Genomic DNA, 23,630 nt, shown 5'->3' with positions numbered 1-23,630 from the left:
ATACCGGCCTGCGCCGGAATGACGACACTAAACCGCACGAATGCCGTTCAGGTTGGCGAAACAGGTATCCCGCGCCGTCTGCAGAAAATCCTCCACATAGGCCTGCTCCAGCATCTCCTCGCGCACCGCTGCGTAGAGGGTGCTCCACAACCCCTTCTCACCCAGGCGCAGCTGCGCGACAAATCCTTTCTGTAAATACTCGTGCAGGGCCCAGTTGGGCAGGGCGCAGACGCCGCGGCCGCTGGCCGCCAGCTGCACCATCATCACCGTCAGTTCGGCGGTGCGCACATCGGCGGGCTCGACGCCGGCCGGATCGAGAAAGTGCTGGAAGATATCCAGCCGCTCGCGCTCCACCGGGTAGATGATCTGCACTTCCCCGCTTAGTTCTTCCGGTGCCACCCAACGCTTTTTTTCCGCGAGGGTGTGTTTGCGGCTGATCGCCAGCACCATTTCAAAACCGAACAGGGGCTGGTAGTGGATGCCTTTCAGTTCCGGGTCGGGATTGGAGGTGACCACCAGATCCAGGTCGCCGCGCACCAGCGCCGGCAGGGGGGCGAAGTGGAAGCCGCTGGACAGGTCCAGCTCCACCTCCGGCCAGTCATCCCGGTATTTGTCCAGGGTCGGCATCAGCCATTGATAGCAGCTGTGGCACTCGATGGCGATATTCAGCCGCCCGGCCTGGCCGGACGCCAGCCGCGCCAGGTCCCGTTGTGCCAGTGCCACCCGCGGCAGAACCTCATCCGCCAGCTGCAGCAGGCGCAGGCCGGCGCTGGTAAAGCGCAGCGGGCGCGACTTGCGCACGAACAGCGCCTGTTCGTGGCGATCCTCCATCTCGCGGAACAGGTGGGACAGGGCCGACTGGGTCAGGTGCAGCCGCTCGGCGGCGCGCACCATGCTGCCGGTCTCACGCAGGATCGTTAGCGCCCTCAAATGCCTCAGTTCAATCATCTTTAGAAATATTCATGTTGTGGTCAAAAAATATGAAATTGATTGAATAACAGTGTCGCCGCAGAATCAACCCCGAGTTTCACAATCGTCTATGGCCCGGTGAACACCGGATGCCGGTATGACGAGAACAGGTTTATTGCTCCGTCGTCATTGCGGCGCAGGCCGCAATCCAGCGCAATGCGTGGGGCGTGGTATTAGCTTTTGGGGTGAGTCGTAAGGTCTTGCCTGCACGATCAATGGATTTTGGGGAATTGAAATGGCACAGACACATATCCTCGGCTACCCGCGCATAGGCGCCGGCCGCGAACTGAAAAAGGCCCAGGAGGCCTACTGGCGCGGGGACATCTCGCAAAAGGAACTGCTGGCGGTCGGCGCGGACATACGTCGCGCCAACTGGCAGGCGCAGAGGGACGCCGGCCTGGATCTGGTGACCGTGGGCGACTTCGCCTGGTACGACCAAGTGCTGAACCACACCCTCTTGTTTGGCGCCCTGCCGGCGCGCTTCGCCGAGGGTGCCGCGGACAACAGGCTGGACCAGTACTTCCGCGCTGCCCGCGGCCGCGCGCCTTCCGGTGAGCCGGTGGCGGCCAGTGCGATGACCAAGTGGTTCGATACCAACTACCACTACCTGGTCCCCGAACTGACCGACGACCAGCAATTTGCGCTGGCCAGTGACTGGCTGCTGGATGAGGTGCGCGAGGCCCAGGCCCTTGGGCACAAGGTGAAACCGGTCATTATCGGGCCGCTCACTTACTTGTGGCTCAGTCGCGCCGAGGGTGGGGCCCTGGCGCTGCTGCCGAAGCTGCTGCCCTGCTACGGGCAGCTGCTGCAGCAGCTGGCCGACGCCGGCGTCGAGTGGGTGCAGATAGACGAGCCGATACTGGGCCTGGATCTGCCGGCCGAGTGGCGCGACGCCTTCGCACCCTCTTATCAAAAACTGGATAGCGTGGCGGGGCAGCTGAAGCTGCTGCTGGCCAGCTATTTCTCTTCGCTGCGGGAAAACCTGTCGCTGGCGTTCGCGCTGCCGGTGGATGGAATACATATCGACTGTGTGCGCGCACCGGAAGAGCTGCCCGCGGCGGTGGAGGCGCTGGCCGACAACCAGGTGCTGTCCGTCGGCGTGCTGAACGGTCGCAATGTCTGGCGCGGTGACCTGGCCAAATGGCAGCGCCAGTTGAAACCGCTGGCGGAGCAGCTGGGCGAGCGTCTGTGGCTGTCCGCCAGTTGTTCGCTGCTGCACTGCCCGGTGGACCTGGAAACCGAGACAAAACTGCCGGCACAGCAGTTGCAGAAGCTCGCCTACAGCCGCCAGAAGTTGGGTGAACTGGAAGAGTTGCAAACACTGCTGCAGCAGGATCCTGTCGCGGACGCTGCCGGGGAGGTGGCGGCGACGAGCGCAGCCGCCGTCACGGAGCAGCTGCAAGATACCTGGCGCCAGCAGCCCTACACCGAGCGCGCAATCCTGCAGGCCGAGCGCTGGCAGTTGCCCGTGCTGCCCACCACCACCATCGGCTCCTTCCCGCAAACGGATCTGCTGCGCCAGGTGCGCAGGAAATTCCGCAGCGGGGAAGTGGCCGAACAGGACTATCGGGATCACCTGCGCGCGGAAATCGCCGAGGCCATACGCCGCCAGGAAATTCTCGGTCTGGACGTGCTGGTGCACGGCGAGGCGGAGCGCAACGATATGGTGGAGTATTTCGGCGAGCAGCTGGACGGCTTCGTGCACACCGGCAACGGCTGGGTGCAGAGCTACGGCTCCCGCTGTGTGAAGCCGCCGATCATCTTTGGCGATATCTCGCGGCCGCGACCCATGACCGTCGAGTGGAGCAGCTACGCCCAGGGCCTGAGCAAGAAACCGGTCAAGGGTATGCTCACCGGTCCGGTAACCATCTTGAACTGGTCCTTCCCGCGCGAGGATGTACACAGGTCCGAGAGCTGTCTGCAGATAGCGAAAGCGCTGCGCCAGGAGGTGCTGGACCTGGAGGCGGCCGGTATCGGTATCATCCAGATAGACGAGCCGGCCCTGCGCGAGGGGGTGCCGCTGCGCGAGTCGGAGCATAAAAATTATTTTGACTGGGCCGTGGCCTGTTTCCGCTACACGTGTAGTGAAGTGAAGCCGGAAACACAGATTCACACCCATATGTGTTACAGCAATTTCAACGCGATCATGGATGCGATTGTGGCGCTGGATGCGGATGTCATCACCATCGAATCGGCGCGCTCGGATCTGCAGCTGTTGCGCGCCTTTGTCGGCAAGAACGGTGGCTACCCGAACGACATAGGCCCCGGTGTCTACGATATCCACTCGCCCAACGTGCCGGAGCGGGAGGAGCTGGTGGCGCGATTGAAGAAAATCGCCGAGGTGATTCCGCTGGAGAAATTGTGGGTGAATCCGGATTGCGGGCTGAAGACGCGCAGCTGGGCGGAGGTGGGGTCGTCGCTGCTGAATATGGTGGAGGCGGCGCGGGCCGTGCGGGCAGAGTTGGCCTGAACCCTGATGAAGACCTCGCTCGTCATACCGGCGCAGGCCGGTATCCAGATTGGTGGTACCTGGATTCCGGCCTGCCCCGGAATGACGAAAGAATAGTTGTAGGAGCGGCCCATGGCCGCGATCGATGTTCGGGGTTAACCCGTAGTATGATCGCGGCCATGGGCCGCTCCTACATGTCCTTTAACTGTCCTTCAAACTGGTCGCGTAGTTTTTCGTTGCAGTAGATCAGTTCGCCGCGGTACAGAGTGGCCCGCACATTCCCGTCACAGTCGAGTACGGCGATATCCGCATCCTTCCCCTGCGCAATCGATCCGGTCCGGTTGTCTATACCGAGAAACTTCGCCGGTGACAGGCTGGCCATATGCACCGCGTCGCGGAAGTCTATGCCGGCAAGTTTGTGCAGGTTGGCTGCGGCCTTTTCCAGGGTCAGGGTGCTGCCGGCCAGGGAGCCGCTGTCGGTTCTGGCCACGCCGTGCTCGAGTTGCACCTCCATTTTCCCCAACATATAGCGCCCGTCCGCCAGCCCACCGGCATTGATGCAGTCGCTGATCAGGGTGATTCTTTCCGGCGCTTTCAGTTTGCAGATCATCTGCAGTATCGCCGGGTGCAGGTGCACGCCGTCGGCGATCACCTCGACGTTGACATCCTCCATCAGCACGGCGCCGGTGCAGCCGGGGTCGCGGTGGTGAATACCGCGCATGCCGTTGAATACGTGCACGCCGCCGCAGGCGCCTGCACCCAGTGCCGCCGCAGCCTGGTCGTAGCTGGCGTCCGTGTGGCCCAGCATCACCTTTACGCCTTTTTCCGTCAGGTAGGGGATTATTTCCATGGCCCCTTCCACTTCCGGCGCCAGCGCCACCAGTTTCAGCTGTCCGTGGGAGGCCTCCAGCAGCGCATCCATGCGCTCGCGGCTGGGGGTGAGAAAGTAGTGCTCGTTGTGCGCGCCCTTGTGCTTGCAGGCAAAGAAAAGGCCCTCACTGTAGCCGCCGAGCACCTGGGCGCCGGGTTGGGTTTGCAGGGCGGCGCGGCCCAGGTTGTCCATCGCGGCCAGTGTCTCCTCCCAGCTGCTGGTCACGGTGGTGGCGAGAAAGCCGGTGACGCCGTGGCGGGCCAGGGAGCGGGAGATGGTGTCCAGGGATTCGGGGGTCGCGTCCATCACGTCGCAGCCCTCGCGACCGTGGATATGCAGGTCGATCATGCCGGGAATCAGGGTGGCACCGGGCAGGTCGATTAGCGGCAATTCACCGTCGGGTGCCACCGCGATGTCGGCAATGCGGCCGTTTTCGATACGCAGGCAGTGATCGACCAGGTCCTCGCTTTCGGCAATGATGCGCGCGGCCCTGAGGTAATAGTTGGATGTCTTCATTTATTGATATTTTCGGTCTGGAGAGTGAGCAGGGCGGCGCCGCGGGCGCCGCTGGCGTCGCCGAATTTCGGAGGTGCCAACGGCGGGGCGCTGAAGCCGGCAAACAGGTGCTTTTCGATGGCGCCTGGCAGGTCCCGGTAGAACTCCTCGATGCGGGACAGGCCGCCGCCCAGTACGAAGATATCCGGGTCGTGCGCCATCACCAGGTTGGCGAAAGCCGCGCCCAGCAGGTCCAGGTGCAGGGCTCTGGTTTGCAGTGCCCGCCGATTCCCGTCGCGCCAGCGCCGCACTAGTTCTGGTATCTCGATATCTTCGCCGGCGAGGTGCCTGTGTAGTGCCGCCAGGCCGGGGCCGGCGATATAGGTTTCGAGGCAGCCGTGCAGGCCGCAGCCGCAAGGGCGCAGCGGCAGTCTGTACTTTTCCTGCAGGCTGGCAGGCAGTGGGTGGTGGCCGTATTCCCCGGCAATACCCTGGCGGCCGCGGTAGAGGCTGCCGTCGATTACCAGGCCGCCGGCGGCGCCGGTGCCGAGCACCGCGCCGTATACGCGGCGAAAGCCCTCGCCGGCACCGCCGCGGGATTCGGATAGCGCAAACAGGCGGCAGTCGTTTTCGACGGATACCGGCCGACCGAGTCGCGCCGCCAGTGATTCCGCCACGTTTTTGCCGCTGGCACAGACGATATTGGCGGACAGCGAGCGGCCGTCGGCGTCGATCAGGCCCGGCATGCCGATACCGACCTGGCCCCGGCAGTCGTGGCGGCGATCCGCGTTTTCCACCAGGCCGGCCAGGATGTCGATAAACTTTTTATAGTCGTCGACGGGAGTGGCCACCCGCTCGCTTTCGAGTTTACTCAGGTCTGCGTCGAAACAGGCAAACTCTATCTTGGTGCCGCCGATGTCTATGCCGTAAATCAACGCTTCTTCCCTGCAGAAAACGGGTGGATGGTCACGCCCTGGACCACCCGGTTGACCTCGCCGGTAGGGCAGGGGTTGTCCGGGGTAATGCCCAGGGCGAGGGATTTATAGAAAGCCAGCAGCTGTGCGAAAACAATATAGTGCAGCGCCAGCCAGGCGTCCTCGAGGCCGCTGCCGTCGACCAGCTCCGCCGGACATGAAATCCACTCGGTAGTGCCGTCGCGCCGCAGTTCCTCAAGCAGGTCGTCGTCGTAGCGCCGGCAGTAGCCGTCGTTACTCTGCAGCAAAATCACCAGTGTGGATTCGTCGAGCATCGACTTGGGGCCGTGGCGGAAACCTAGGGGGCTCTCCGCGTGGCAGTCCACTTGGCCCGCGGTGAGTTCCAGCATCTTCAGCGCGGCTTCGGTGGCGATGCCTTTCAGGCCGCCCGCGCCGAGAAATACCACGCGGCGGAAATCCCGCTGTGCCAGCGCGCGCACCGTATCGAGGCGGCTATCCAATAGCCGGCGTGTGGTTGCGGCCAGGGTTTCCACCTGTCCGGCCCGGGGGGCAAATACCTGCAGGGTGCTGACGATCATGGCAGTGAAGCTGCTGGTCATGGCGAAGCTCTGGTCGAGGGTTTCCTCCAGCATCAGCAGAGAGTAGCTGTTGCTGTTGTCCTGCGCGCGGCGGGCCAGCTCGCCATCGCGGTTGCAGGTAATCACCAGGTGGTAGCAGTCATCGATGCATTGATCGGCCAGTTCGTAGGCGCCGACGCTCTCCGGGCTGTTGCCGGAGCGGGCGTAGGAAATCAGCAGGGTGGGTTGTTGTCGCAGCAGGTAGTCCTGCGGATTGCTGACCAGGTCGGTGGTACTGATGGCTTCGATGCGACGTTCCAGCGCCCGGGTCAGGTAGGGGGCCAGGGTTTCTCCCACATAGGCGGAGGTGCCCGCGCCGGTAAGGATAATGCGCAGCGCCGGCTGCGCGAGAATGGGGGCCAGCCAGGCGTCGAGCCGCGCGCACTGGCGCTCGACCAGTTCGGCGGTGCGCAGCCAGATTTCCGGTTGCTGGGCGATTTCCCGGGCGGTGTGCTCGCCGTTTTGCTCGCGCAGTGTTGCGTCGTCGATCGCTAAATGCTCGTACATCATTGTGATCCTTCTTATTGCTTCCAGCAGGCGTGGGCGTAGTCGGCAGTGACCTTGCGGATACGCGCCTTGACCAGTGCGCGCGGCTCGTTGGCGAGCCGGCCCTCGCGGATTTCGCGGTACTCCTCCGGAAAGTACTGGCTGACCAGCGGCAACGGCAGCGGATTACCCGACAGGTTATCGAACAGCCGTGCGCTGGCTCGCTGCACTTCCGCGTCGGGCCAGTAATAGCGGATGCGGTCGCTGTAACTGTAGCGACGATACAGCGGCCGCTGTTCTTCCGTCACTTCGTAGAAGGACTGCCAGTATTTCGGTTCGTCCTGCATACGCTGCTCACAGGTTTCGCGCAGCCGGGACTTCTGCGCGATACCGGGCAGCTCTTCCTCGATATGGCTCAGTGCAAACAGGGCCTCGCGCAGGGCGAAGGTGAGCTGGGGGCCGACTTTCAGGATCGCGAAGTGGTCGCGCACCAGCTGCCGGTAGTGGTTCCGGGTCTGGTAGTCGGTGGAGTGGGCCTCGAAGGCGATGCCGCCCGCTTCCTCGGCCAGGGATTTCAGCTTTACCGCCCTGGCCGGCTGGTAGTCGATAACCGATGTGTGATCGAACTCCACACCCGGCTGCACCACAAGGCCGACTACCCGCTGCCAGGCATCCGTCAGCCCCAGCCTTTCGAAGGCGGCGCGGTGCAGTTCGATCGTATTGCGCGCATGGGCAGGATCCGTTACTTCCAGCTCGGCGATCGTCTCCCTGGCGCCACCGGGCGGCGGCACTTCGGTGCCGATGATATAGACGATGTCCCGGTTGTCGCCGCAGTGCCGGGCAGCCTGCTCGGCGACGCGGCAGAGATCGGCGGCGCGCGCGGCGATCGTCTCGTCCGCCAGCGGCAATTGGTCGTCGGCACAGGGCATGCTGCAGTCCAGGTGGATCTTGCTGAAGCCGGCCGTCACATAGGCGTCGATCAGGTCCCCGGCTTTTGCCATCGCCGTCTCGGCGGCCTCGGCCTGCCAGCAAACCGGCCCCAGGTGATCGCCGCCCAGCAGAATCCGCGAGGCCGCCAGCCCGACCCGATCGGCCAGCGTCATCACATAGTCGAAGAAGTCCGCCGGCTGCATGCCGGTATAGCCGCCGAACTGATTCACCTGATTGGCGGTGGCCTCGATCAGCAGGGGCGTGCCGTCCGCCAGCGCCTGCTCCATGGCCGCCTCCAGCACCAGGCCGTGGGCAGAGCAGACAGCGTAGATGCCCTGGGGCTGCCCTCCGAGATTGGCGGCGATCAGTTCTTGCAGCATGGAAACTCCTTGTTGTTTCTTTATTTGAATTGGGATCAATCGACGATCACCACCTCTACGCCAGCATCGGCAATCGCCTGGTGAAAGGCGTGGGGAATACCGGCATCGGTGATCAATATGTCGATGTCGGCGAAATCGCAGATCTTGTGCACGCCAGAGCGGTTGAACTTGGAGGAGTCGGTCACTGCGATCACCTGGCGCGCCACCTTGCACATCAGCCGGTTCAGGTTGGCCTCGTATTCGAAGTGGGTGGTGATACCGCCCTGGAAGTCGATGCCATCCACGCCCAGGAATACCTTGTCGAAGTGGTAGCAGCGCAGCATCTCCTCGGCGGGACGGCCGTAGAAGGAGAGCGACTTCTTGCGCAGCGTGCCGCCGGTCATCAGCACTTCCACACCCTCGGCATCCAGCAGCTGCTGGGCGACATTGAGGCCGTTGGTCATGACCAGCAGGCGCTCGAAATCCCGCAGCCGCCGGGCTATCTCGGCGGTGGTGGTGCCCGAGTCCAGGATGATGGTGTCCTGCTCGCGGATCTCGCTGACGGCGGCCTCGGCCAGCCGGCGCTTGATATCCAGGTGCTCGGTGACCTTCTCCTGCACTGACAGCTCCTGGGAGACGCGGTTGCTGGCCACGGCGCCGCCGTGGGTGCGCACCAGCAGCCCTTTCTTGTGCAGGTAGTTGAGGTCGCCGCGGATGGTCACCGCGGAGACGCCGTACTTCTCTACCAGCTCCGGTACCTGCACGCGCCCGGCATCGGCGGCGGTCTGGATGATGTCGTGTCTTCTCTCAATCGTGTTCTTGGGCACGGGGCTTTTTCTCGCTGAGGTCCTGCCGATATTCTACGAAACTTTCATTTGCTTTCAATATGATTTTATTTTCCCGAAACTTTCGTTTTATGAAAGTTCTTTTTTTTCAATGAGTTAGTGGGATATATGGGTGGCATATCATTTTTGACGCCCTGTAAAGTGAAAGATTTCGAAGCATTTTTTGGTTGAACGGCGGGTTTCGCTTGGCTATTGTCGGAAGCCTGCGAATTCCGACTGTCTGGACAAGGGGTGAATATAAAAATGAGTTCGATCGATCGTCGCAATTTCCTCAAGGCGGGCCTGGCGGCAGCCACCGCCGCTGCCGCCGCCGGCTGCGCTACAGGGGGTACCCAGGGCGGGGCTCCAGTCGCCGGGCAGAAGTCGGTGATGGGGCTGGTAGTGCCGCCGATGGAAACAGTCCGGGTCGGCCTGATCGGCGTGGGCCAGCGCGGTGTCGGTGCGGTCAAGCACTTCTGCAATATCGATGGGGTGGAGATCAATGCCATCTGCGATATCGACCAACAGGTACTGGATCGCGCCGTCAATATAGTGGTGGACAAAGGCATGCCGCGCCCGGCGGCCTATGGCAAAAACGAGCACGCCTACCGCGACCTGCTGGCGCGCGACGATATCGATATCGTCATCATCTCCACCCCCTGGCGCTGGCACACGCCCATGGCCGTGGAGACCATGGTGGCCGGCAAGCACGCCATGGTGGAGGTGCCGGCGGCGCTGACCATCGAAGAGGCCTGGCTGCTGGTGGATACCGCCGAGCAGACCCAGATGAACTGCATGATGCTGGAGAACGTCTGTTACGGGCGCGACGAGCTGATGGCCCTGAATATGGTGCGCATGGGCCTGCTCGGCGATCTGCTGCACGGCGAGGCGTCCTATATCCACGAGCTGCGCTGGCAGATGAAGGAAATCGATCGCAAGACCGGTTCCTGGCGCACCCAGTGGCACGCAATACGCGATGCCAATCTTTACCCTACCCACGGCCTGGGGCCCGTCGCCCAGTATATGAACATCAACCGCGGCGACCGCTTCGACTACCTGAATTCCATGAGCAGCCCGGCGCTGGGGCGTGCCGCCTACGCCGAGCGTGAATTCCCCGAGGGCCACCAGCGCAACCGGCTCAACTATATCGCCGGTGATATCAACACCAGCCTGATCAAGACGGTAAAAGGCCGGACCATCATGGTCCAGCACGATACCACCACGCCACGGCCCTACACCCGCCACAACCATATTCAGGGTACCAACGGCGTCTTTGCTGGCTTCCCCAATCGCATCGCGCTGGAGGAGGGTGGCCGCAAGAGCTACCACGAGTGGGACTACGACATGGACTACTGGTACGAGCGTTACGACCACCCGCTGTGGCGCCGCATGGGCGAGGTGGCGGAGCGCAACGGCGGCCACGGAGGCATGGACTTCCTGATGTTCTGGCGACTGGTCTACTGCCTGCGCAACGGCCAGCCCCTGGACCAGGATGTCTACGACGCGGCTGCCTGGTCCGCGGTAACGCCGCTGTCCGAGGCCTCGGTGAAGAACCGCGGTGACAGTGTGGACTTCCCGGACTTTTCCCGCGGTGCCTGGAAGACGGGCACACCGCTGGGCGTCGTCAGCTGACTGCGGCGGGCCCCTGGGCCCGCCCCGAAGTATTCCAAACCAACGATAACGACTATTCGCCCGTAAAAGGTGAAGGGGCCGCTGTACGCCCGCGTTTTGTGCGATGTGCCCGAATACAACTCTCAAAACTATAAAAAGGGAAGGTGAACCATGATTAAAAGTAAAAAACACACCCTCAGCCTGGCAATCGGTGCCCTGGTCTTGGCGTCTCAGGGGTTGGCGCAGGAGTCGGAAGCAGAGCGCAATACCGACGAGCTGCAACCCCAGTCGGATTCGGTGGTGGAAGAGGTGCAGGTCACCGGAATCCGCAGCAGTATCAAGTCGTCGCTGGATATCAAGAAAAACTCGGTCAATGTGGTGGATGCCATCATGGCTGAGGATATCGGCAAGTTCCCGGACCAGAATATCGCCGAGGCGCTGCAGCGCATGAGTGGTATCACCATCACCCGCAACGCCGGCGAGGGACAGAACATCACCGTGCGCGGCCTGGGTGGTGACTACAACGTGACCACCATCAACGGGCGGCGCATGGCCTCGGAGCACAGCAGCCGCGATTTCAACTACGACCTGATCGCCGCGGAACTGCTGAAGGGCGTAGAGGTGTACAAGTCGCCGGTGGCCAAGACCCAGGAGGGCGGCATAGGATCGGTGATCAATATCCAGACCCGGCGTCCGTTGGATTTCTCCGGCCTGACCCTGTCCGGCTCGGTCAAGGGCATCTACGAGGACCGCACCGAGGAGATGAATCCCCAGGCCTCCTTCCTGGTCAGCAACACCTTTGCCGACGGCACTTTCGGTGCGTTGCTGACCGCCGTCTATTCGGAGCGCACCCTGCGCACCGATGCCTACCAGGGTGAGGGTTTCTACAACGAGGGCAACGAGGACTGGATCACCGTGCGCCAGGATGTGGATGGCAACGGCGAATTCGACCCGGCGGTAGACAACGAGTTCGGCTCCATCATTCCCGGCTATGTGCGCTACACCAACTGGCAGGATACCCGCGAGCGCATCGGTGCCAGCCTGGCGCTGCAGTGGCAGCCGCGGGACGATATCGAGGTGAATTTCGACAGTATCTACTCCGCCTACGACACCAACGGCGAGCAGTACGAGATCTCCTTTGTAACCTACGACGAGAGCTGGACGCCGGGTATTCCCAATGTCTCCGACCTGGGCTTCGATAAGGACGGCCTGGTCAATGCCCTGACCCTGAGCGACGGGGCCATGGCGGAGCTGCTGAACACCTCGCGCCCGCGCAAGACCGAGACCTTCCAGATCGGCAATAATGTGGCCTGGCATATCCGCGACAACCTGACCCTGGCCATGGACGTCTCCCACTCGGAGTCGGAAAACACCAACAGCGGCGACAACCGCTATATCGTTGCGCGGGGCTTCGTGGACGAGATCCGCATCGACCAGTCCGGCGGCAACCTGCTGCCGGATATCAGCATGACCCCGGCGCTGTCCCACACCTCGCCCTTCGGTGCCCACTACAGCTACAACTCCGGCGACGAGATCCGGGACAAGGTGAGCGAGTTCAAGTTCGACGGCGACTGGGCGCCGCTGGACTCCATCGTCTCCTCGGTGCAATTCGGCATCAACTACGGTGACCAGACCAAGGAGCGGGATTCCTACTCCTCGGTCAACCCGTCCATCTTCAGCAACGCCGGCGAGCACTTTGAAAGATACCCGCAGTACTCACCGGATATGTCGGCGGCGGAGAATATCGCCGGTTTCGATCTCTTCCGCCTGCCCGCGGACGTTTTGGTCGCCCCGCGCTTCGACAACTTCCTCGACGGCGAGGCGGGTTCGCACCCGGCACCCTGGGCCAGCTTCGATTACGACAAGCTGTTCGCTTTCTACGAGTCGATCAGCGCCGATGCCGCCAACGACCTGGTCAAGGCCCAGTTTCGCCCCAACGACTCCTTTGCGGTGGGCGAGTCCACCCTGGCGGCCTATGTGCAGGCCGACCTGCAGGGCGAGCTGCTGGAGCTGCCCTTCACCCTGAACTTGGGCACGCGGGTCATAGAGACCAGTGTGACCAGCTCCGGTTATTCCCTGGATGTGGACGCGGTGCGCTTCGAGGACGCGGACGAGCCGGGCGAGCTGCAGTATGTCGGCGATGTCTCCGACTACCAGCGCCAGATGGACTTCGAGGATTCCTACACCGATGTATTGCCGAGCCTGAATTTCAAATGGAATCTGCGCGACGACCTGGTCTACCGATTCAGCGCCGCCAAGGTGATCACGCGGCCGCAGATAGATTCCCTCACGGCCTACAGTTACCTGAACCTGCGCGAGTTCGAGCTCTACACCTCCAACCCGGGACTGGAGCCGATGCGCGCAAACCAGTTTGACACCGGCCTCGAGTGGTATTTCTCCGACTACGGTGCTGTGACCGGCACCTTCTTCCTCAAGGATATCGAGTCCTTTATCGAGTCGGGGCGCAACGGCAGGCGCACCATCGACGGCCGCGAATTCACTGTCTATAGCGCTATCAACGGTGACGAGGGCGCGGAGATACGCGGTACCGAGCTGAGTTATCAACAGTCCTTCGCCGGGATTCTGCCCGGTGCTTTCGGCGGCCTTGGGGCGCAGCTGAATTACACCTACGTGGACAGCGAGTATGACGACCGCGAGCGCCGCGCCGCGGGCCTGCCTTTCCAGGGTATGCCGAAAAACTCATACAACGCGGTGGTCTACTACGAGGGCGATGCCTTCCAGGCACGGCTGGCTTACAACTGGCGCGGCAAGGTAATGACCAATCCCGAGGCCTGGGGCGGCCCAAGCTGGGATGCGGATTACGGGCAGTTCGACCTCAGTGCCGATTACGACTGGAACGACAATATCAATGTGAGTCTGAGCGTGAACAACATCACCAACGAGCGCAACTGGGGTTACATCATGCGGTCCGACCAGGTCAGCCACCTGGCGCGCTATGGGCGGCTGGTCAATCTCGGCCTGAGCGCGAACTTTTAATCTATCGAAAATGGCCCGCCCCGGCAGTTTAGCTGTCCGGGTGACCTGGACTCCTTTAGAGGTGTTTCTGAGAATCGTCATTCCCGCGAAGGCGGGAATCCAGAAGTCTCGAGACTGCTGGACCCCCGCCTTCGAGGGGGTGACGAGAATGTGCATTTGCAAAGGCACCGTTAAAAACAAAATCATAAGCTGGAGCATCAATGAGTACTGCTGTAGTTCACAATAATTCGGCGAGTATGTCGAAGAGCAGCCTGATACCGATGGCGATTATCGGTTTGCTGTTCTTTATCTTCGGCTTTGTCACCTGGCTGAATGGATCCCTGATTCCATTCCTGAAAATTCTCTGCGACCTGAACGATTTCCAGGCGCTATTCGTTACCTTTGTCTTTTATATTGCCTACACGGTGATGGCGCTGCCCATGTCCTTTATCCTGCGTCGCACGGGCTACCGGGACGGTATGGCCATCGGTCTCGCCATCATGGCGGTGGCGGCACTGGTGTTTATTCCCGCGGCGCAGACCGGCAGCTATCCGGTCTTCCTGCTGGGCCTGTTCGGCCTGGGGGCCGGACTGACGATACTGCAGACTGCGGCCAACCCTTATGTGGTAAAAGTCGGTCCGCTGGAGAGTGCGGCAACCCGCATCGCCGTAATGGGGATTATCAACAAGAGTGCCGGTGTGCTGGCCCCGGTGGTATTTACCGCCCTGGTGCTGTCCGGCCTGACGGATTTCAATGTCGAGGCCGTCGCGCATCTCTCGGATGTCGAGCGTGCGACCAGGATGGAAGCGGTGGCCAACCGGCTGATAGCGCCCTATATCGCCATGGCGGTGCTGCTGTTCCTGCTGGTGGGACTGGTGAAATTCTCCCGGCTGCCGGATATCGAGGACGAAAATCCGGTGGATGGTGGCTCGAAGTCCGGTATCTGGCAGTTTCCACAGCTGGTACTGGGCGCGCTGGCCCTGTTTGCCTATATGGGCGTGGAGGTGATCGCCGGAGATACGATTGGCCTCTATGGCGAGGGCCTGGGGGTGGCGAACTTCGCCTCCCTGACCTCCTATACCATGGCGTTTATGGTAGTGGGCTACCTGATCGGCGTCTTCGCCATTCCGCGCTTTATCAGCCAGCGGCAGGCACTCTTGGGCTCGGCGATTGCCGGCGGCTTCTGCGTTTTCGGCGTGCTGTTCGGTTCCGCAGAGAGCACAGTGATTGCCGATCTGCTCTGGGGTTGGAGTGGCATTCCGGTGATACCCGATACGGTGACTTTTGTGGCGCTGATGGGGTTGGCCCACGCACTGGTGTGGCCGACCATCTGGCCGCTCGCCCTGGATGGGCTGGGCAGGTTTACCGCCCAGGGTTCCGCGCTGCTGATTATGGGCATCGCCGGCGGCGCGGTGATTCCCCTTTCCTTCGGCAGGATCGCTGAGAGTGCCGGCGGTATTGTGAATGCATATTGGATAGCGCTGCCCTGCTACCTGTTTATCCTGTTTTATGCGATTAAGGGATGCAGGTTGCGCAGTTGGGGCTGATTTATTTCAGTGTAATTTCTCTCTCCCCATTGTCTTGGCCCTCTTCGTGAGGGCTTTTTTGTTTCTGTAAGAGGGGGCGGGGTGGCCGTCCGTCCAAGGTCGCGATCGGTCAGTGGAATATTCCCGGAATCCACTTGGCTCCCTCCGGGCTAAATTCTAAAAGGAATGCGGTCGTCATCCCGGCGCAGGCCGGGATCCAGTTTGGTGGTACCTGGATTAGGTAGCGCTCCTGCGCCACGCCCTTCGGGCCATTCGCTTCGCGAATGCTCGCTACGGCATCCATGCCTTCGCAGTCCGGCCAGCGCCGGAATGACGAAAGCATGTTGTAGGGCCAAAGGCACCGTGGATGCGTGGAGCGGGAATTAGTTGGTGGCCACGGTCGCCGAGCCGTTCAGCTTGAATGGTACCGATTCCTGGAAGGGCTCGATACCCAGGGCCCGGTACAGCCGGTCGGGCCTGTACAGGTTCTGCCCCTCGATCACCAGCGCGGTGCGGCGCAGTGCGCTGATATCCTCCAGCGGATTGCCGTCCAGAAGTACCAGGTCCGCTTCCTTGCCGACAGCAATGGTGCCGCTGCGATTCAGGGCGCCGACGACTCTGGCGGGTACCACTGTCGCGGTGCGCAGTACATCGGCATTGGGAATACCGGCCTTGGCGTAGAGTTCCAACTCGCGCAGCAGGGTAAAGCCGGGAATGCCGTCGGTGCCTGCGACCATTGACACCTTGTGCTGGTGCAGCTTGCGCACCATATTCAGCAGCGCCTCGGCGGACAGGTCGTAGTCGTGCCGGTGCTCCGGTTTTACGTCCAGCTCGGCGCCGATAAACTGCCTGCGTACATTGATGGGCAGGTGGTCGGCGATATTGGCAAACTCCGGATCCAGTTTACCTGGCTCGCGCAGCAGCATGGAGCTGAATACCGTGGTGGTGGTGTCTACAACCGTGCCTTTCTTCGCCAGCTTGTCCAGGAATGCCGCCACTTCCTCGCTGTCCAGGTCCAGCTCATGGGCGTGCTCGCCCACCTCGGTAAAGCGCAGCTTCTTGCGTGTGTCTATCGAACCCATGAAGTTGAGGAACAGCATATTGATATGCTGTATCTCGTCGAAGCCCGCATCCACGGCTTCTTCTGCGGTCATAAACGCCGGGATATGGCCGGACAGGCGCAGCCCCCTGCTGTGGATATGCTCCGCCAGTGGCGCTATCCACTCGGGCTCCATGGAACTGTAGGTCTTGATCTGCTGGTAGCCGCGATCCGCATACCAGTCGACGATTTCCTTGGCGTGTTCGAGGCTTTCGGCCGTCTTGCCCATACGCATGGCATTTTCGCTTTCCCGGTCCATAAAGCCCGCGCGATAGACATCGCCGCCGATAATCTTGCCGGAATCGAACAGTTTGGTGACGCGCATGATGTTTTCGTGGGTGTTGCCGATATCGCGCACGTTGATGATCCCGGCGGCCATGTTGAGCGCGCCGTCGGAGGGCGACAGGTGACCGTGCATATCCCAGAGCCCCGGCATCAGGGTCATGCCGCGACCGTCGATACGGGTGGCGCCGGCTGCGCTGATCGGGGAGGTGCTGATGCGCACTATCTTGCCGTCCTCGATCAGCAGATGGCGCTTCTCCAGCAACTCGCCGGCTTCCACATCCACCAGGTCGACGTTGCTGATCAGGATTGGGCCGACGGACTTGTGTGTCTGCTCTGCCGCCAGTTGTTGCAGATAGTCGTCGGCGGCGCTGATCTGGCGCTGTTTGAGCTGCTCCAGGTGCGACTTGTCCCAGCCCTTGCGCAGAATCGCAAACCAGCCACCCTCGTCTTCCGCGAAGAGGTTGCCGTCTTCGTCATACCAGCCCAGTTGTGGCGTAAACCAGAGTCCGCTGACACCATAGAGATACACCGTCTGCTTCTTGTCTCCCTGAGTCAGGGTTATTTTGTCGAGCTGTTGCAGTTGGGCCTGCCCCTGGGGCAGCAGCTCGATGGTGCGGTCTGTATCCGCCAGCAGTGCCTTGACCAGCTGCGAGTTCACCGCCAGGGTCGAGTTTTTGGGGATGTAGAATTGCGGCTCCGAGGACTTGGCATTGCCGCGCTCGTCGGTGCTGCTCCAGCTGGCGACGCCATCTTTTATGGAGAACTCTTCATTAACCGGTGCGCCGAAGGGGCTGATGCCCTCGATATGCAATTGGCTGGGCATTTCCCCCTTGCCGATGGTGAAATTTTCCGTCAGGTTCAGGCGGCGGTTGTTCCAGCCCAGCTTGAGTTCGCCTGAGACTTTCGTGCCAGTTTGTTCGATGATTTCCGTGCCGGCTATGCCCTCCTTGTCGTAGAAGACATACTCCAGGGTATCGGCGTGCAGCTGGCTGCTGAAGGTAACGATTGCCGCGGTGAGTGCGGCGGGGATACTTGTGAATTGAATCGAGCGCTTCATTGGGTTTCCCTTCTTATTAGAATTGCTCGGGAAGCATGAAGCCTTTTGGCGTGGGTTGGCAGGCGAAGACGATCAGATGGGCCTGTGGTGCGATCAGTTGTAGGAGCGGTCCGGCCGGGAGCGGTCCGGCCGCTCCTACAGTGGGAGAGGGGGGCGACATTCCAGTGTTGCGGCCATGCCCCCGATTTCATTCCACCCTCTTACGCAAAGCTGGCGACAGCGTCACCTTCGTCATGAAAAGTTTCAAATACACTGTTCAGTCTGGTAACGAACAGGAGTTCCGCTACTTTAGGTGTTGGGTTGAGTAGTTTCAATTGGCCGCCTCGATCACTGGTTTTTGAATGACAGTTCACCAGTTCAGTGAGTCCGCTGCTGTCTATGTAATTGACACCCTCAATATCCATCAGGAGCTTGTTGCTGCCATTTTCCAGCAGATCAGCGACCTTTTCCCTGACCTTGATGTCACCTTCTCCGATGGTGATTTTCCCGGAAATTGAAAGAATCGATACTCCATCCACTTGACGCTGTTCAATTTTCATCTCTGTCTCCTTGGTTTTACAGATTTAACCGCTTTTCCATCCATACTTCCATGCTTCCATCCATCCTGTTAAAGCCCACACTGTCCATAACATTCAAAATAATGAAGACTCCCCGTCCACCGGGTTTGTGTAGGTTTTCAGGGGCTCTTGGGTCGGGGAGGCTGCTGTGGTCGAAGCCGTCGCCCTGATCACTGACCGATATCTGCAGGGCATCGCTGGTAGCAGTAAAGGTCACTTGCACTTCCTTGTGGGTATCGAATTGATTGCCATGCCGGACGGCATTGGCGACAGACTCGCTCACCGCAAGGGCTATCCGATGGCGGTCTGTTTCATTGAATCCCACAAGCTTGCTGAGGCTGTCGGAAACCTCCGTTACAAACTCAATATGCCTGGTTTCGCTTTGGAACTTTAGTTCAACTTCCATTTGGCCATATGATTGGCTGATATATTTATTGTTTGAAGCCGATTGAATGTAGGTTGAGCCTGTTTCTTTGTCAAAGAGAAAATTGCAGTGCGTGGCAGTTTTTTCAGATGAGAGAGATTGGAAGAATATGTCGCGTTTTTTTATCGGGGAGTGAAATCTGTTTCGTGAAATTTTGTCGAATAGCAGGCTGGCAGCAGCAACAGTTTACTTGCGGGCGGAATCCCCTGAAAACCAGGCTTTTGACAAGTGCAAAAATGGATTTCATTTATCACCCGATCCCTGGGTGATAAATGATAATTCCGGCTTCGGAAGTCGATGATTACTCTGCGCTGCAGTCCCGCGTCATATTCTCGACGCGATCCGCATGCACTATGACATTGTCCTCGATACGCACGCCGCCAAAGGGGCGGAAGGCGTCCACCTTGCCCCAGTGTACTTCCCCGGCCAGTTCGGATTCTTTCAAATCGGCCAGCAGGCTGTCGATAAAGTAGAGCCCCGGCTCAATGGTAAATACCTGATCTTCCTCGATGGTGCGGCTGGTGCGCAGGAAGGGGTATTCCGGCGGCGGCGGGGTGGTGCCGCCCTGTGGGCCAGTCTGGTGGCCGCCGACGTCGTGCACCTGCAGGCCGAGGAAGTGGCCCAGGCCGTGGGGCATAAAGGGGCGGGTGAGGCCGGATTCCACCGCGCTCTCGGCGGAGGCCTTGATCACGCCGAAGCGGTTCAGCAGCTCGCCGACCTTCAGGTGGCATTGCCGGTGCAGGTCCGGGTAGGGCAGGCCGGGCTTCAGGCCGGCTACCAGTTCCTGTTCCTTCTCATCCATCGCCGCCACCAGGTCGGCAAACTCGCCGCTGCGGAAAGCGTAGGTGCGGGTGATATCGGCACAGTAACCATTGCAGTCGGCGCCGGCGTCGATCAGGAAGGTTTTCAGCTCCGCCTCCGGCAGGCGCTGCCCGGACAGGTGGGTGTAGTGCAGTATCGCCGCGTGCTCGTTGAGGCCGATGATATTGCCGTAGGGCATGCGGTTCTCGCCCTGGCCGGCGGCCTTGAGGTAGGCGAGGTTGATCTCGAACTCGCTGGCACCGCTGCGGAAGGCCTCCTCGGCGGCCCTGTGGCCCCGGACAGCGATGCGGTTGGCTTCGCGCAGGCAGGCGAATTCATAGGGGGTCTTGTAGGCGCGGTTCCAGTGCAGCCGGGCCAGCAGTTCTTCCGGGTTGGGGGTACCGATGGGCCAGCCGTCCAGATTCGCGTCCTCGCCGAGAAAGGCCGCACCGTCGGCGCTGAGGAACTGCTTGGCGTCCGCCGGTTTGGCCAGCAGCTCGATATCGTAGTGTTCGCTCCAGAAGGTCTGCGGCGCCGCCGGCACATAGTGCCAGAAGTCCACCGGGCGGTAGAAGAGCAGCTTGGGCTTCTGCCCGCGGCGGTAGATCACCCAGCTGTGGGGGTTGTCGGTGACCGGCACCAGGGCCTTGAACTGGGGATTGACCTTGAAGGGGTAGTAGTTGTCGTCCAGGAACTGCACTTTGGGGGAGCCGCTGAATACATTCAGGGTGTCGTAACCGCACTGATCCAGTATCTCGTCGTAGCGGCTGCGCAGGGTGGCGATATGTTCGGCGTAGAGCTTTTTGTCCATGGTTTCCCCGGGAAGGATGAAAGGAGATGTGAATTGACTATTCGGCATAGTGTATAGTCTTGATTCTGGATATTTGGCCTGTATTTCGACCATGGAAAAGAAGATACTGCTGACCGACTGCCCCGATGCCAAGGGCCTGATCGCCAAAATCACCAACATCTGCTACAAGCACCAGCTCAACATCACCAAGAACGACGAGTTCGTCGACCGCGAGCGGGGGCGCTTCTTTATGCGCACCGCGTTGGAGGGTAACTTCAATGACGACACCCTGCTGGAGGACCTGGATATGGCCCTGCCGGCCGGCGCCGAGCGGTGTCTGGTGGCCAGCGGGCGCAAGCGCCTGGTACTGATGGTGACCCGCGAACCCCACTGCCTCGGCGATATCCTGATGAAGTGCTATTCGGGTGCACTGGATGTGGAGATAGCCGCGGTGATCGGCAATCACCCGGATCTGGGCGCCCTGGTGGAGAAGTTCGATATCCCCTTCCACTGCCTGCCCGCGGGGGATCTGGAAAGGGCCCGGCACGAGGAGCAGGTGATGGCCCTGGTGGACGGCTACCAGCCGGATTACCTGGTGCTGGCCAAGTATATGCGGGTACTGACCCCGGAATTCGTGGCCCGCTACCGCGGGCGCATCGTCAATATTCACCACTCCTTCCTGCCGGCCTTTATCGGTGCCAAGCCCTATCAGCAGGCCTATGAGCGCGGGGTGAAAATCATCGGCGCCACCGCGCACTTCGTTACCGACGATCTGGACGAGGGGCCGATCATCGAACAGGATACTATCCACGTGGACCACGCCTATTCCGCTGCGGCCATGGCGGAGGCGGGGCGCGATGTGGAGAAGCTGGTACTGACCCGCGCATTGCAGCTGCTGCTGCAGGAACGGGTGTTTATCCATGGCAATAAAACGGTTGTGTTCAAATAGCCGAATAGGCAGGTAAGAACTTACAGAAAATCAAGAATCGAGAACCGAAAAATAGGAGCACTGTTTTGAGAGTCGGAAGCAATCTCGCTGCTGCTATCGCGTTGCAGTGGCGCCGCGGGCTGGCAATGACCCTGTCGATGCTTGCAGTCGCCTGTGCCAGTGAAAGGCCGCTGCCGATACCGGGTTTGAAGGAGTCCTTTCACACCGAGGTTTCCGCCAACGGTGCCAAGCGATTTACCTATTCGCTGGAAATGCAGCGCCGGGATATTCCCCGCCCCTATACCGCTGACGGATCCGGTAATCGACGCATTGGCCGGGATGTCGTCGTGGCCACCAATCGCTCCTCACTGCAGGGGCGCCGCGATAACCTGCAGTTTGACAGGGCCATGGAGCAGAAGCTGATGGAGTCCGGGTTCTGCCGGCGGGGATATTTCGAGCTGGAGCGCAGTGTCTCCGCTTTTTCCGGTGAGGTTCGGGGTGAATGCCGGGAGGGGGCGCAATAGCGGTATTGCAAACCGGCTGTCTGTTCATTTCGTGGGAGCATCCTGCTCCCCCATCATTGATCCCGCCGATCAATTCGTAACCTTTCTGCCATAAACCTTCTTATGGGAATCTTCAGGCCTGCCACCCTGATTCAGAAAGAATCTATGAATCAGGCACTTTTCTGTGCGGCGCGGGGGGCGCCGTTTTGCATTTGATGACCTGTCTCACCTGCCAGCGATCCACTGGCTATCTGCCCTTAACTGACATTTAAACTGATTCTCGGTATGTGACGACAGTCACGACAAATAAATACAAGGAAATAATTGACGCCAATTTCTTGTGCAGCTACAAATTAGTGCTATGTATAAGTTTGATTAAAAAAACAAAAAATGATTGTTCAATGTACAGCCAGCTCGAGCGAAATATTTCGGAACAAAACTGCCTGATTCAATTCAGTCTGCGTTGATTGCTTCGGCGGTCGATGTCGCAATTGGGTATTTCACTGGAAATAAGTACAAGTTCTAGCAAAAGGTACGCAATGGAAGTCGAATTTACAGTGCTTTCCGACCGTCGCGAGGGGCTGCTGCGCGAGTTGGGGAATTTAATTATTCACAGCGGTTTTTCGCTGGTGCGCCAGAGGATGTCGACAATTGAATCGGGGGTTCAGTTGTGGCTGCGAGTCAGCGGCCGCGAGGACCGCCTGCTCGAGCTGGAAGAGAGGTTGGGTTCCCATCCGCTGGTGCTCAGTTTTGAATCTGAACACCAGGTGACCGACGGGCCGGCGGCGCCGGTAGCTCCGGCTGCGAAACCCGTGATGCCCAAGCGTCCCCCCCAGGGGGTGGGGCGAAGCCTGCAGGGCGGTCGCGGTGCCGGGCCCGCGGTAGGCCAGATAGAGGCCGAGCTGCCGGGGCTGGCTCAAGACTATCCGCGTATCTTCCCCCGCCTGCTGAGTATGCAGGGCAAGCTGCCGGAAGGTCAGAAGTCCCCGAGTATGGAATTCGCCGGGCGCAGGGTCGGGGCCTGGGTCTACAAGAGGGACTATGCCCTGGGCGGCAAGCTGGATCTTTCAGGCGCTCTCAAACATATTGCCCTGCCCGCGATGCGCAATCTGCTCTCCACCGACCTGAAAGAAAATTCATTGAGAGTGAAGAATAACCCTCTGTGTATGCCCGGCAGCCACTGCCGCAACGGGGAGTTCTTCTGCGGTTTCCTGCGCGGGCTGCTCGACGAGTCTGGCGTGGGTGGACAGGTCACCGTACGCGAAATTTACTGTCGCAGTGACGGTGCAGAGGACTGCGTTTTCGAGATTGTGAATTGATCACGCGCGCTCGAAGAGTATTTTTAAAGCGATAACGACGGCGGGAAAGCCGATAAAGGGGAATACATTATGCTGGGTCAATACAATCTGGTCCTGGTGACTCTTTCCTACCTGGTATCCGTATTGGGTTCATTTACCGCACTGCAGCTGGCGATAGCGATTCCGCAGGCGAGTCCGGGCAGGGAGCGGCGCAATGCGATTCTGGCGGCGGGCACGGCCATGGGAGGCGGTGCCATCTGGGCGATGCACTTTATCGCCATGCTGGCCTTCGAAATGGATATGCCGGTCGCCTACGATACATTTATCACCCTGGTGTCGGCCCTGATCGGTATAGCGTCCTGTTCCGTGGGCCTGGCGATTGCCGGCACCGGCGTATTCAGCTTCGACAAACTGCTGCCGGCGGGTATTTTCATGGGCTGCGGTGTTGCGGGTATGCACTACGCCGGTATGGCGGCCATGCTGATGCCGGCGGAAGTCTACTACGACCTGAATATCCTGATGATTTCGGTGATTATCGCCGTGATCGCTTCCTGCGTGGCCCTGTGGATGGCCTTCCATATGCGCGGCCCCCTGCAGCGGTTTGGCAGTGCCTTGATTATGGGGGTGGCGGTCTGTGGTATGCACTACACCGGTATGGCGGCGGCCAAGTACCGCCATGTGGAGATCCCCAATGAAGCGACCTTTGCCGGGTCCATGAGCGGCGAATATCTGGGCCTGTCGATCTTCGTGATCAGTGTCGGGCTGCTGATGTTCGCACTGACCATTACCCAGGCGCGCCGCCGCCGCCGCGCGCAGCTGGCAATATGAATTTTAATGCGG

18 protein-coding genes are annotated in these 23,630 nt (G+C 60.4%); 8 read left to right on the top strand and 10 right to left on the bottom strand.

The window, feature by feature from the left end:
• Positions 1 to 27: 27 nt before the first annotated feature.
• On the bottom strand, positions 28 to 948 hold the full coding sequence (locus IG627_RS06540; protein WP_193191326.1) for a LysR family transcriptional regulator: 921 nt from the start codon (positions 946 to 948) through the stop codon (positions 28 to 30).
• Between the two features lie 256 nt (positions 949 to 1,204).
• On the opposite strand from IG627_RS06540, the gene metE reads away from it, so the two are divergent.
• On the top strand, positions 1,205 to 3,439 hold the full coding sequence (metE, locus tag IG627_RS06535) for a 5-methyltetrahydropteroyltriglutamate--homocysteine S-methyltransferase (protein WP_193191324.1): 2,235 nt from the start codon (positions 1,205 to 1,207) through the stop codon (positions 3,437 to 3,439).
• 169 nt (positions 3,440 to 3,608) lie between these two features.
• On the opposite strand, the gene nagA is transcribed toward metE, so the two are convergent.
• Genes nagA through agaR form a run of 5 tightly spaced genes read right to left on the bottom strand, consistent with a single transcriptional unit; the run spans position 3,609 to position 8,938 of the window.
• Positions 3,609 to 4,805, bottom strand: coding sequence for an N-acetylglucosamine-6-phosphate deacetylase (nagA, locus tag IG627_RS06530; RefSeq protein WP_193191322.1), 1,197 nt, complete (start codon positions 4,803 to 4,805; stop codon positions 3,609 to 3,611).
• Entirely contained in the window at positions 4,802 to 5,719 is a 918-nt protein-coding gene (locus IG627_RS06525) for an ROK family protein (protein ID WP_193191319.1), read from the bottom strand. Before IG627_RS06525 ends, nagA begins: the two co-directional genes overlap by 4 nt.
• Positions 5,716 to 6,843, bottom strand: a complete 1,128-nt coding sequence (locus tag IG627_RS06520; RefSeq protein ID WP_193191317.1) for an SIS domain-containing protein — start codon at positions 6,841 to 6,843, stop codon at positions 5,716 to 5,718. The genes IG627_RS06525 and IG627_RS06520 overlap by 4 nt, the downstream gene beginning before the upstream one ends.
• A 14-nt stretch (positions 6,844 to 6,857) precedes the next feature.
• Positions 6,858 to 8,132 carry a D-tagatose-bisphosphate aldolase, class II, non-catalytic subunit gene (locus IG627_RS06515; protein WP_193191306.1) on the bottom strand — a complete coding sequence of 425 codons (1,275 nt, stop codon included), beginning with the start codon at positions 8,130 to 8,132 and terminating at the stop codon, positions 6,858 to 6,860.
• 35 nt (positions 8,133 to 8,167) lie between these two features.
• Positions 8,168 to 8,938, bottom strand: a complete 771-nt coding sequence (gene agaR / locus IG627_RS06510; protein WP_193191296.1) for a transcriptional repressor AgaR — start codon at positions 8,936 to 8,938, stop codon at positions 8,168 to 8,170.
• 261 nt (positions 8,939 to 9,199) lie between these two features.
• Here agaR and IG627_RS06505 point away from each other — a divergent pair, with 261 nt between their 5' ends.
• The 3 genes from IG627_RS06505 to IG627_RS06495 all read left to right on the top strand — a co-directional run bounded on the left by IG627_RS06505 (position 9,200) and on the right by IG627_RS06495 (position 15,069).
• The gene (locus IG627_RS06505; protein ID WP_193191293.1) at positions 9,200 to 10,567 is read left to right on the top strand and encodes a Gfo/Idh/MocA family protein; all 1,368 of its coding nucleotides are present in this window, start codon (positions 9,200 to 9,202) and stop codon (positions 10,565 to 10,567) included.
• A 150-nt stretch (positions 10,568 to 10,717) separates the two neighbouring features.
• Positions 10,718 to 13,543, top strand: coding sequence for a TonB-dependent receptor (locus IG627_RS06500; RefSeq protein WP_193191291.1), 2,826 nt, complete (start codon positions 10,718 to 10,720; stop codon positions 13,541 to 13,543).
• A gap of 236 nt (positions 13,544 to 13,779) precedes the next feature.
• Complete coding sequence (locus IG627_RS06495; RefSeq protein WP_226864789.1) at positions 13,780 to 15,069, top strand: sugar MFS transporter; 1,290 nt, start codon at positions 13,780 to 13,782, stop codon at positions 15,067 to 15,069.
• A gap of 362 nt (positions 15,070 to 15,431) precedes the next feature.
• On the opposite strand, the gene IG627_RS06490 is transcribed toward IG627_RS06495, so the two are convergent.
• The 4 genes from IG627_RS06490 to pepQ all read right to left on the bottom strand — a co-directional run bounded on the left by IG627_RS06490 (position 15,432) and on the right by pepQ (position 20,082).
• Positions 15,432 to 17,489 carry an amidohydrolase family protein gene (locus IG627_RS06490; protein WP_193191288.1) on the bottom strand — a complete coding sequence of 686 codons (2,058 nt, stop codon included), beginning with the start codon at positions 17,487 to 17,489 and terminating at the stop codon, positions 15,432 to 15,434.
• A 200-nt stretch (positions 17,490 to 17,689) separates the two neighbouring features.
• Positions 17,690 to 18,028 (bottom strand): STAS domain-containing protein, encoded by a 339-nt coding sequence (locus IG627_RS06485; protein ID WP_193191279.1) that lies wholly within the window; start codon positions 18,026 to 18,028, stop codon positions 17,690 to 17,692.
• 16 nt (positions 18,029 to 18,044) lie between these two features.
• A complete protein-coding gene (locus IG627_RS06480; RefSeq protein WP_193191277.1) occupies positions 18,045 to 18,452 on the bottom strand; it encodes an ATP-binding protein in 408 nt (135 codons plus the stop codon).
• A gap of 319 nt (positions 18,453 to 18,771) precedes the next feature.
• The gene (gene pepQ, locus IG627_RS06475) at positions 18,772 to 20,082 is read right to left on the bottom strand and encodes a Xaa-Pro dipeptidase (RefSeq protein WP_193191275.1); all 1,311 of its coding nucleotides are present in this window, start codon (positions 20,080 to 20,082) and stop codon (positions 18,772 to 18,774) included.
• 91 nt (positions 20,083 to 20,173) lie between these two features.
• On the opposite strand from pepQ, the gene purU reads away from it, so the two are divergent.
• The 4 genes from purU (at position 20,174) to IG627_RS06455 (ending at position 23,618) form a co-directional block, all read left to right on the top strand.
• The gene (gene purU / locus IG627_RS06470; protein ID WP_193191273.1) at positions 20,174 to 21,010 is read left to right on the top strand and encodes a formyltetrahydrofolate deformylase; all 837 of its coding nucleotides are present in this window, start codon (positions 20,174 to 20,176) and stop codon (positions 21,008 to 21,010) included.
• Between the two features lie 65 nt (positions 21,011 to 21,075).
• A complete protein-coding gene (locus IG627_RS06465) occupies positions 21,076 to 21,513 on the top strand; it encodes a hypothetical protein (protein WP_193191270.1) in 438 nt (145 codons plus the stop codon).
• A 518-nt stretch (positions 21,514 to 22,031) separates the two neighbouring features.
• Complete coding sequence (locus tag IG627_RS06460; RefSeq protein ID WP_193191268.1) at positions 22,032 to 22,811, top strand: 4-vinyl reductase; 780 nt, start codon at positions 22,032 to 22,034, stop codon at positions 22,809 to 22,811.
• A gap of 69 nt (positions 22,812 to 22,880) precedes the next feature.
• Positions 22,881 to 23,618, top strand: a complete 738-nt coding sequence (locus IG627_RS06455; RefSeq protein ID WP_193191266.1) for an MHYT domain-containing protein — start codon at positions 22,881 to 22,883, stop codon at positions 23,616 to 23,618.
• The last annotated feature ends 12 nt before the right edge of the window (positions 23,619 to 23,630 follow it).

It is taken from the genome of Microbulbifer taiwanensis, from assembly GCF_014904815.1.
Taxonomy (GTDB): domain Bacteria; phylum Pseudomonadota; class Gammaproteobacteria; order Pseudomonadales; family Cellvibrionaceae; genus Microbulbifer; species Microbulbifer taiwanensis.
The sequence above is the reverse complement of the archived record's forward strand: the minus strand, read 5'-3'. Positions and strand labels throughout refer to the sequence as shown.

Excerpts from the sequence above, each read along its gene's own strand:
- IG627_RS06515 (WP_193191306.1), bottom strand. The coding sequence starts at position 8,132 with ATGCTGCAAGAACTGATCGCCGCCAATCTCGGAGGGCAGCCCCAGGGC.
- IG627_RS06490 (WP_193191288.1), bottom strand. The coding sequence starts at position 17,489 with ATGAAGCGCTCGATTCAATTCACAAGTATCCCCGCCGCACTCACCGCG.
- IG627_RS06495 (WP_226864789.1), top strand. The coding sequence starts at position 13,780 with ATGTCGAAGAGCAGCCTGATACCGATGGCGATTATCGGTTTGCTGTTC.
- IG627_RS06505 (WP_193191293.1), top strand. The coding sequence starts at position 9,200 with ATGAGTTCGATCGATCGTCGCAATTTCCTCAAGGCGGGCCTGGCGGCA.
- IG627_RS06540 (WP_193191326.1), bottom strand. The coding sequence starts at position 948 with ATGATTGAACTGAGGCATTTGAGGGCGCTAACGATCCTGCGTGAGACC.
- nagA (WP_193191322.1), bottom strand. The coding sequence starts at position 4,805 with ATGAAGACATCCAACTATTACCTCAGGGCCGCGCGCATCATTGCCGAA.
- IG627_RS06485 (WP_193191279.1), bottom strand. The coding sequence starts at position 18,028 with ATGAAAATTGAACAGCGTCAAGTGGATGGAGTATCGATTCTTTCAATT.
- IG627_RS06500 (WP_193191291.1), top strand. The coding sequence starts at position 10,718 with ATGATTAAAAGTAAAAAACACACCCTCAGCCTGGCAATCGGTGCCCTG.
- pepQ (WP_193191275.1), bottom strand. The coding sequence starts at position 20,082 with ATGGACAAAAAGCTCTACGCCGAACATATCGCCACCCTGCGCAGCCGC.
- IG627_RS06460 (WP_193191268.1), top strand. The coding sequence starts at position 22,032 with ATGGAAGTCGAATTTACAGTGCTTTCCGACCGTCGCGAGGGGCTGCTG.
- metE (WP_193191324.1), top strand. The coding sequence starts at position 1,205 with ATGGCACAGACACATATCCTCGGCTACCCGCGCATAGGCGCCGGCCGC.
- IG627_RS06520 (WP_193191317.1), bottom strand. The coding sequence starts at position 6,843 with ATGTACGAGCATTTAGCGATCGACGACGCAACACTGCGCGAGCAAAAC.
- IG627_RS06480 (WP_193191277.1), bottom strand. The coding sequence starts at position 18,452 with ATGGAAGTTGAACTAAAGTTCCAAAGCGAAACCAGGCATATTGAGTTT.
- purU (WP_193191273.1), top strand. The coding sequence starts at position 20,174 with ATGGAAAAGAAGATACTGCTGACCGACTGCCCCGATGCCAAGGGCCTG.
- IG627_RS06455 (WP_193191266.1), top strand. The coding sequence starts at position 22,881 with ATGCTGGGTCAATACAATCTGGTCCTGGTGACTCTTTCCTACCTGGTA.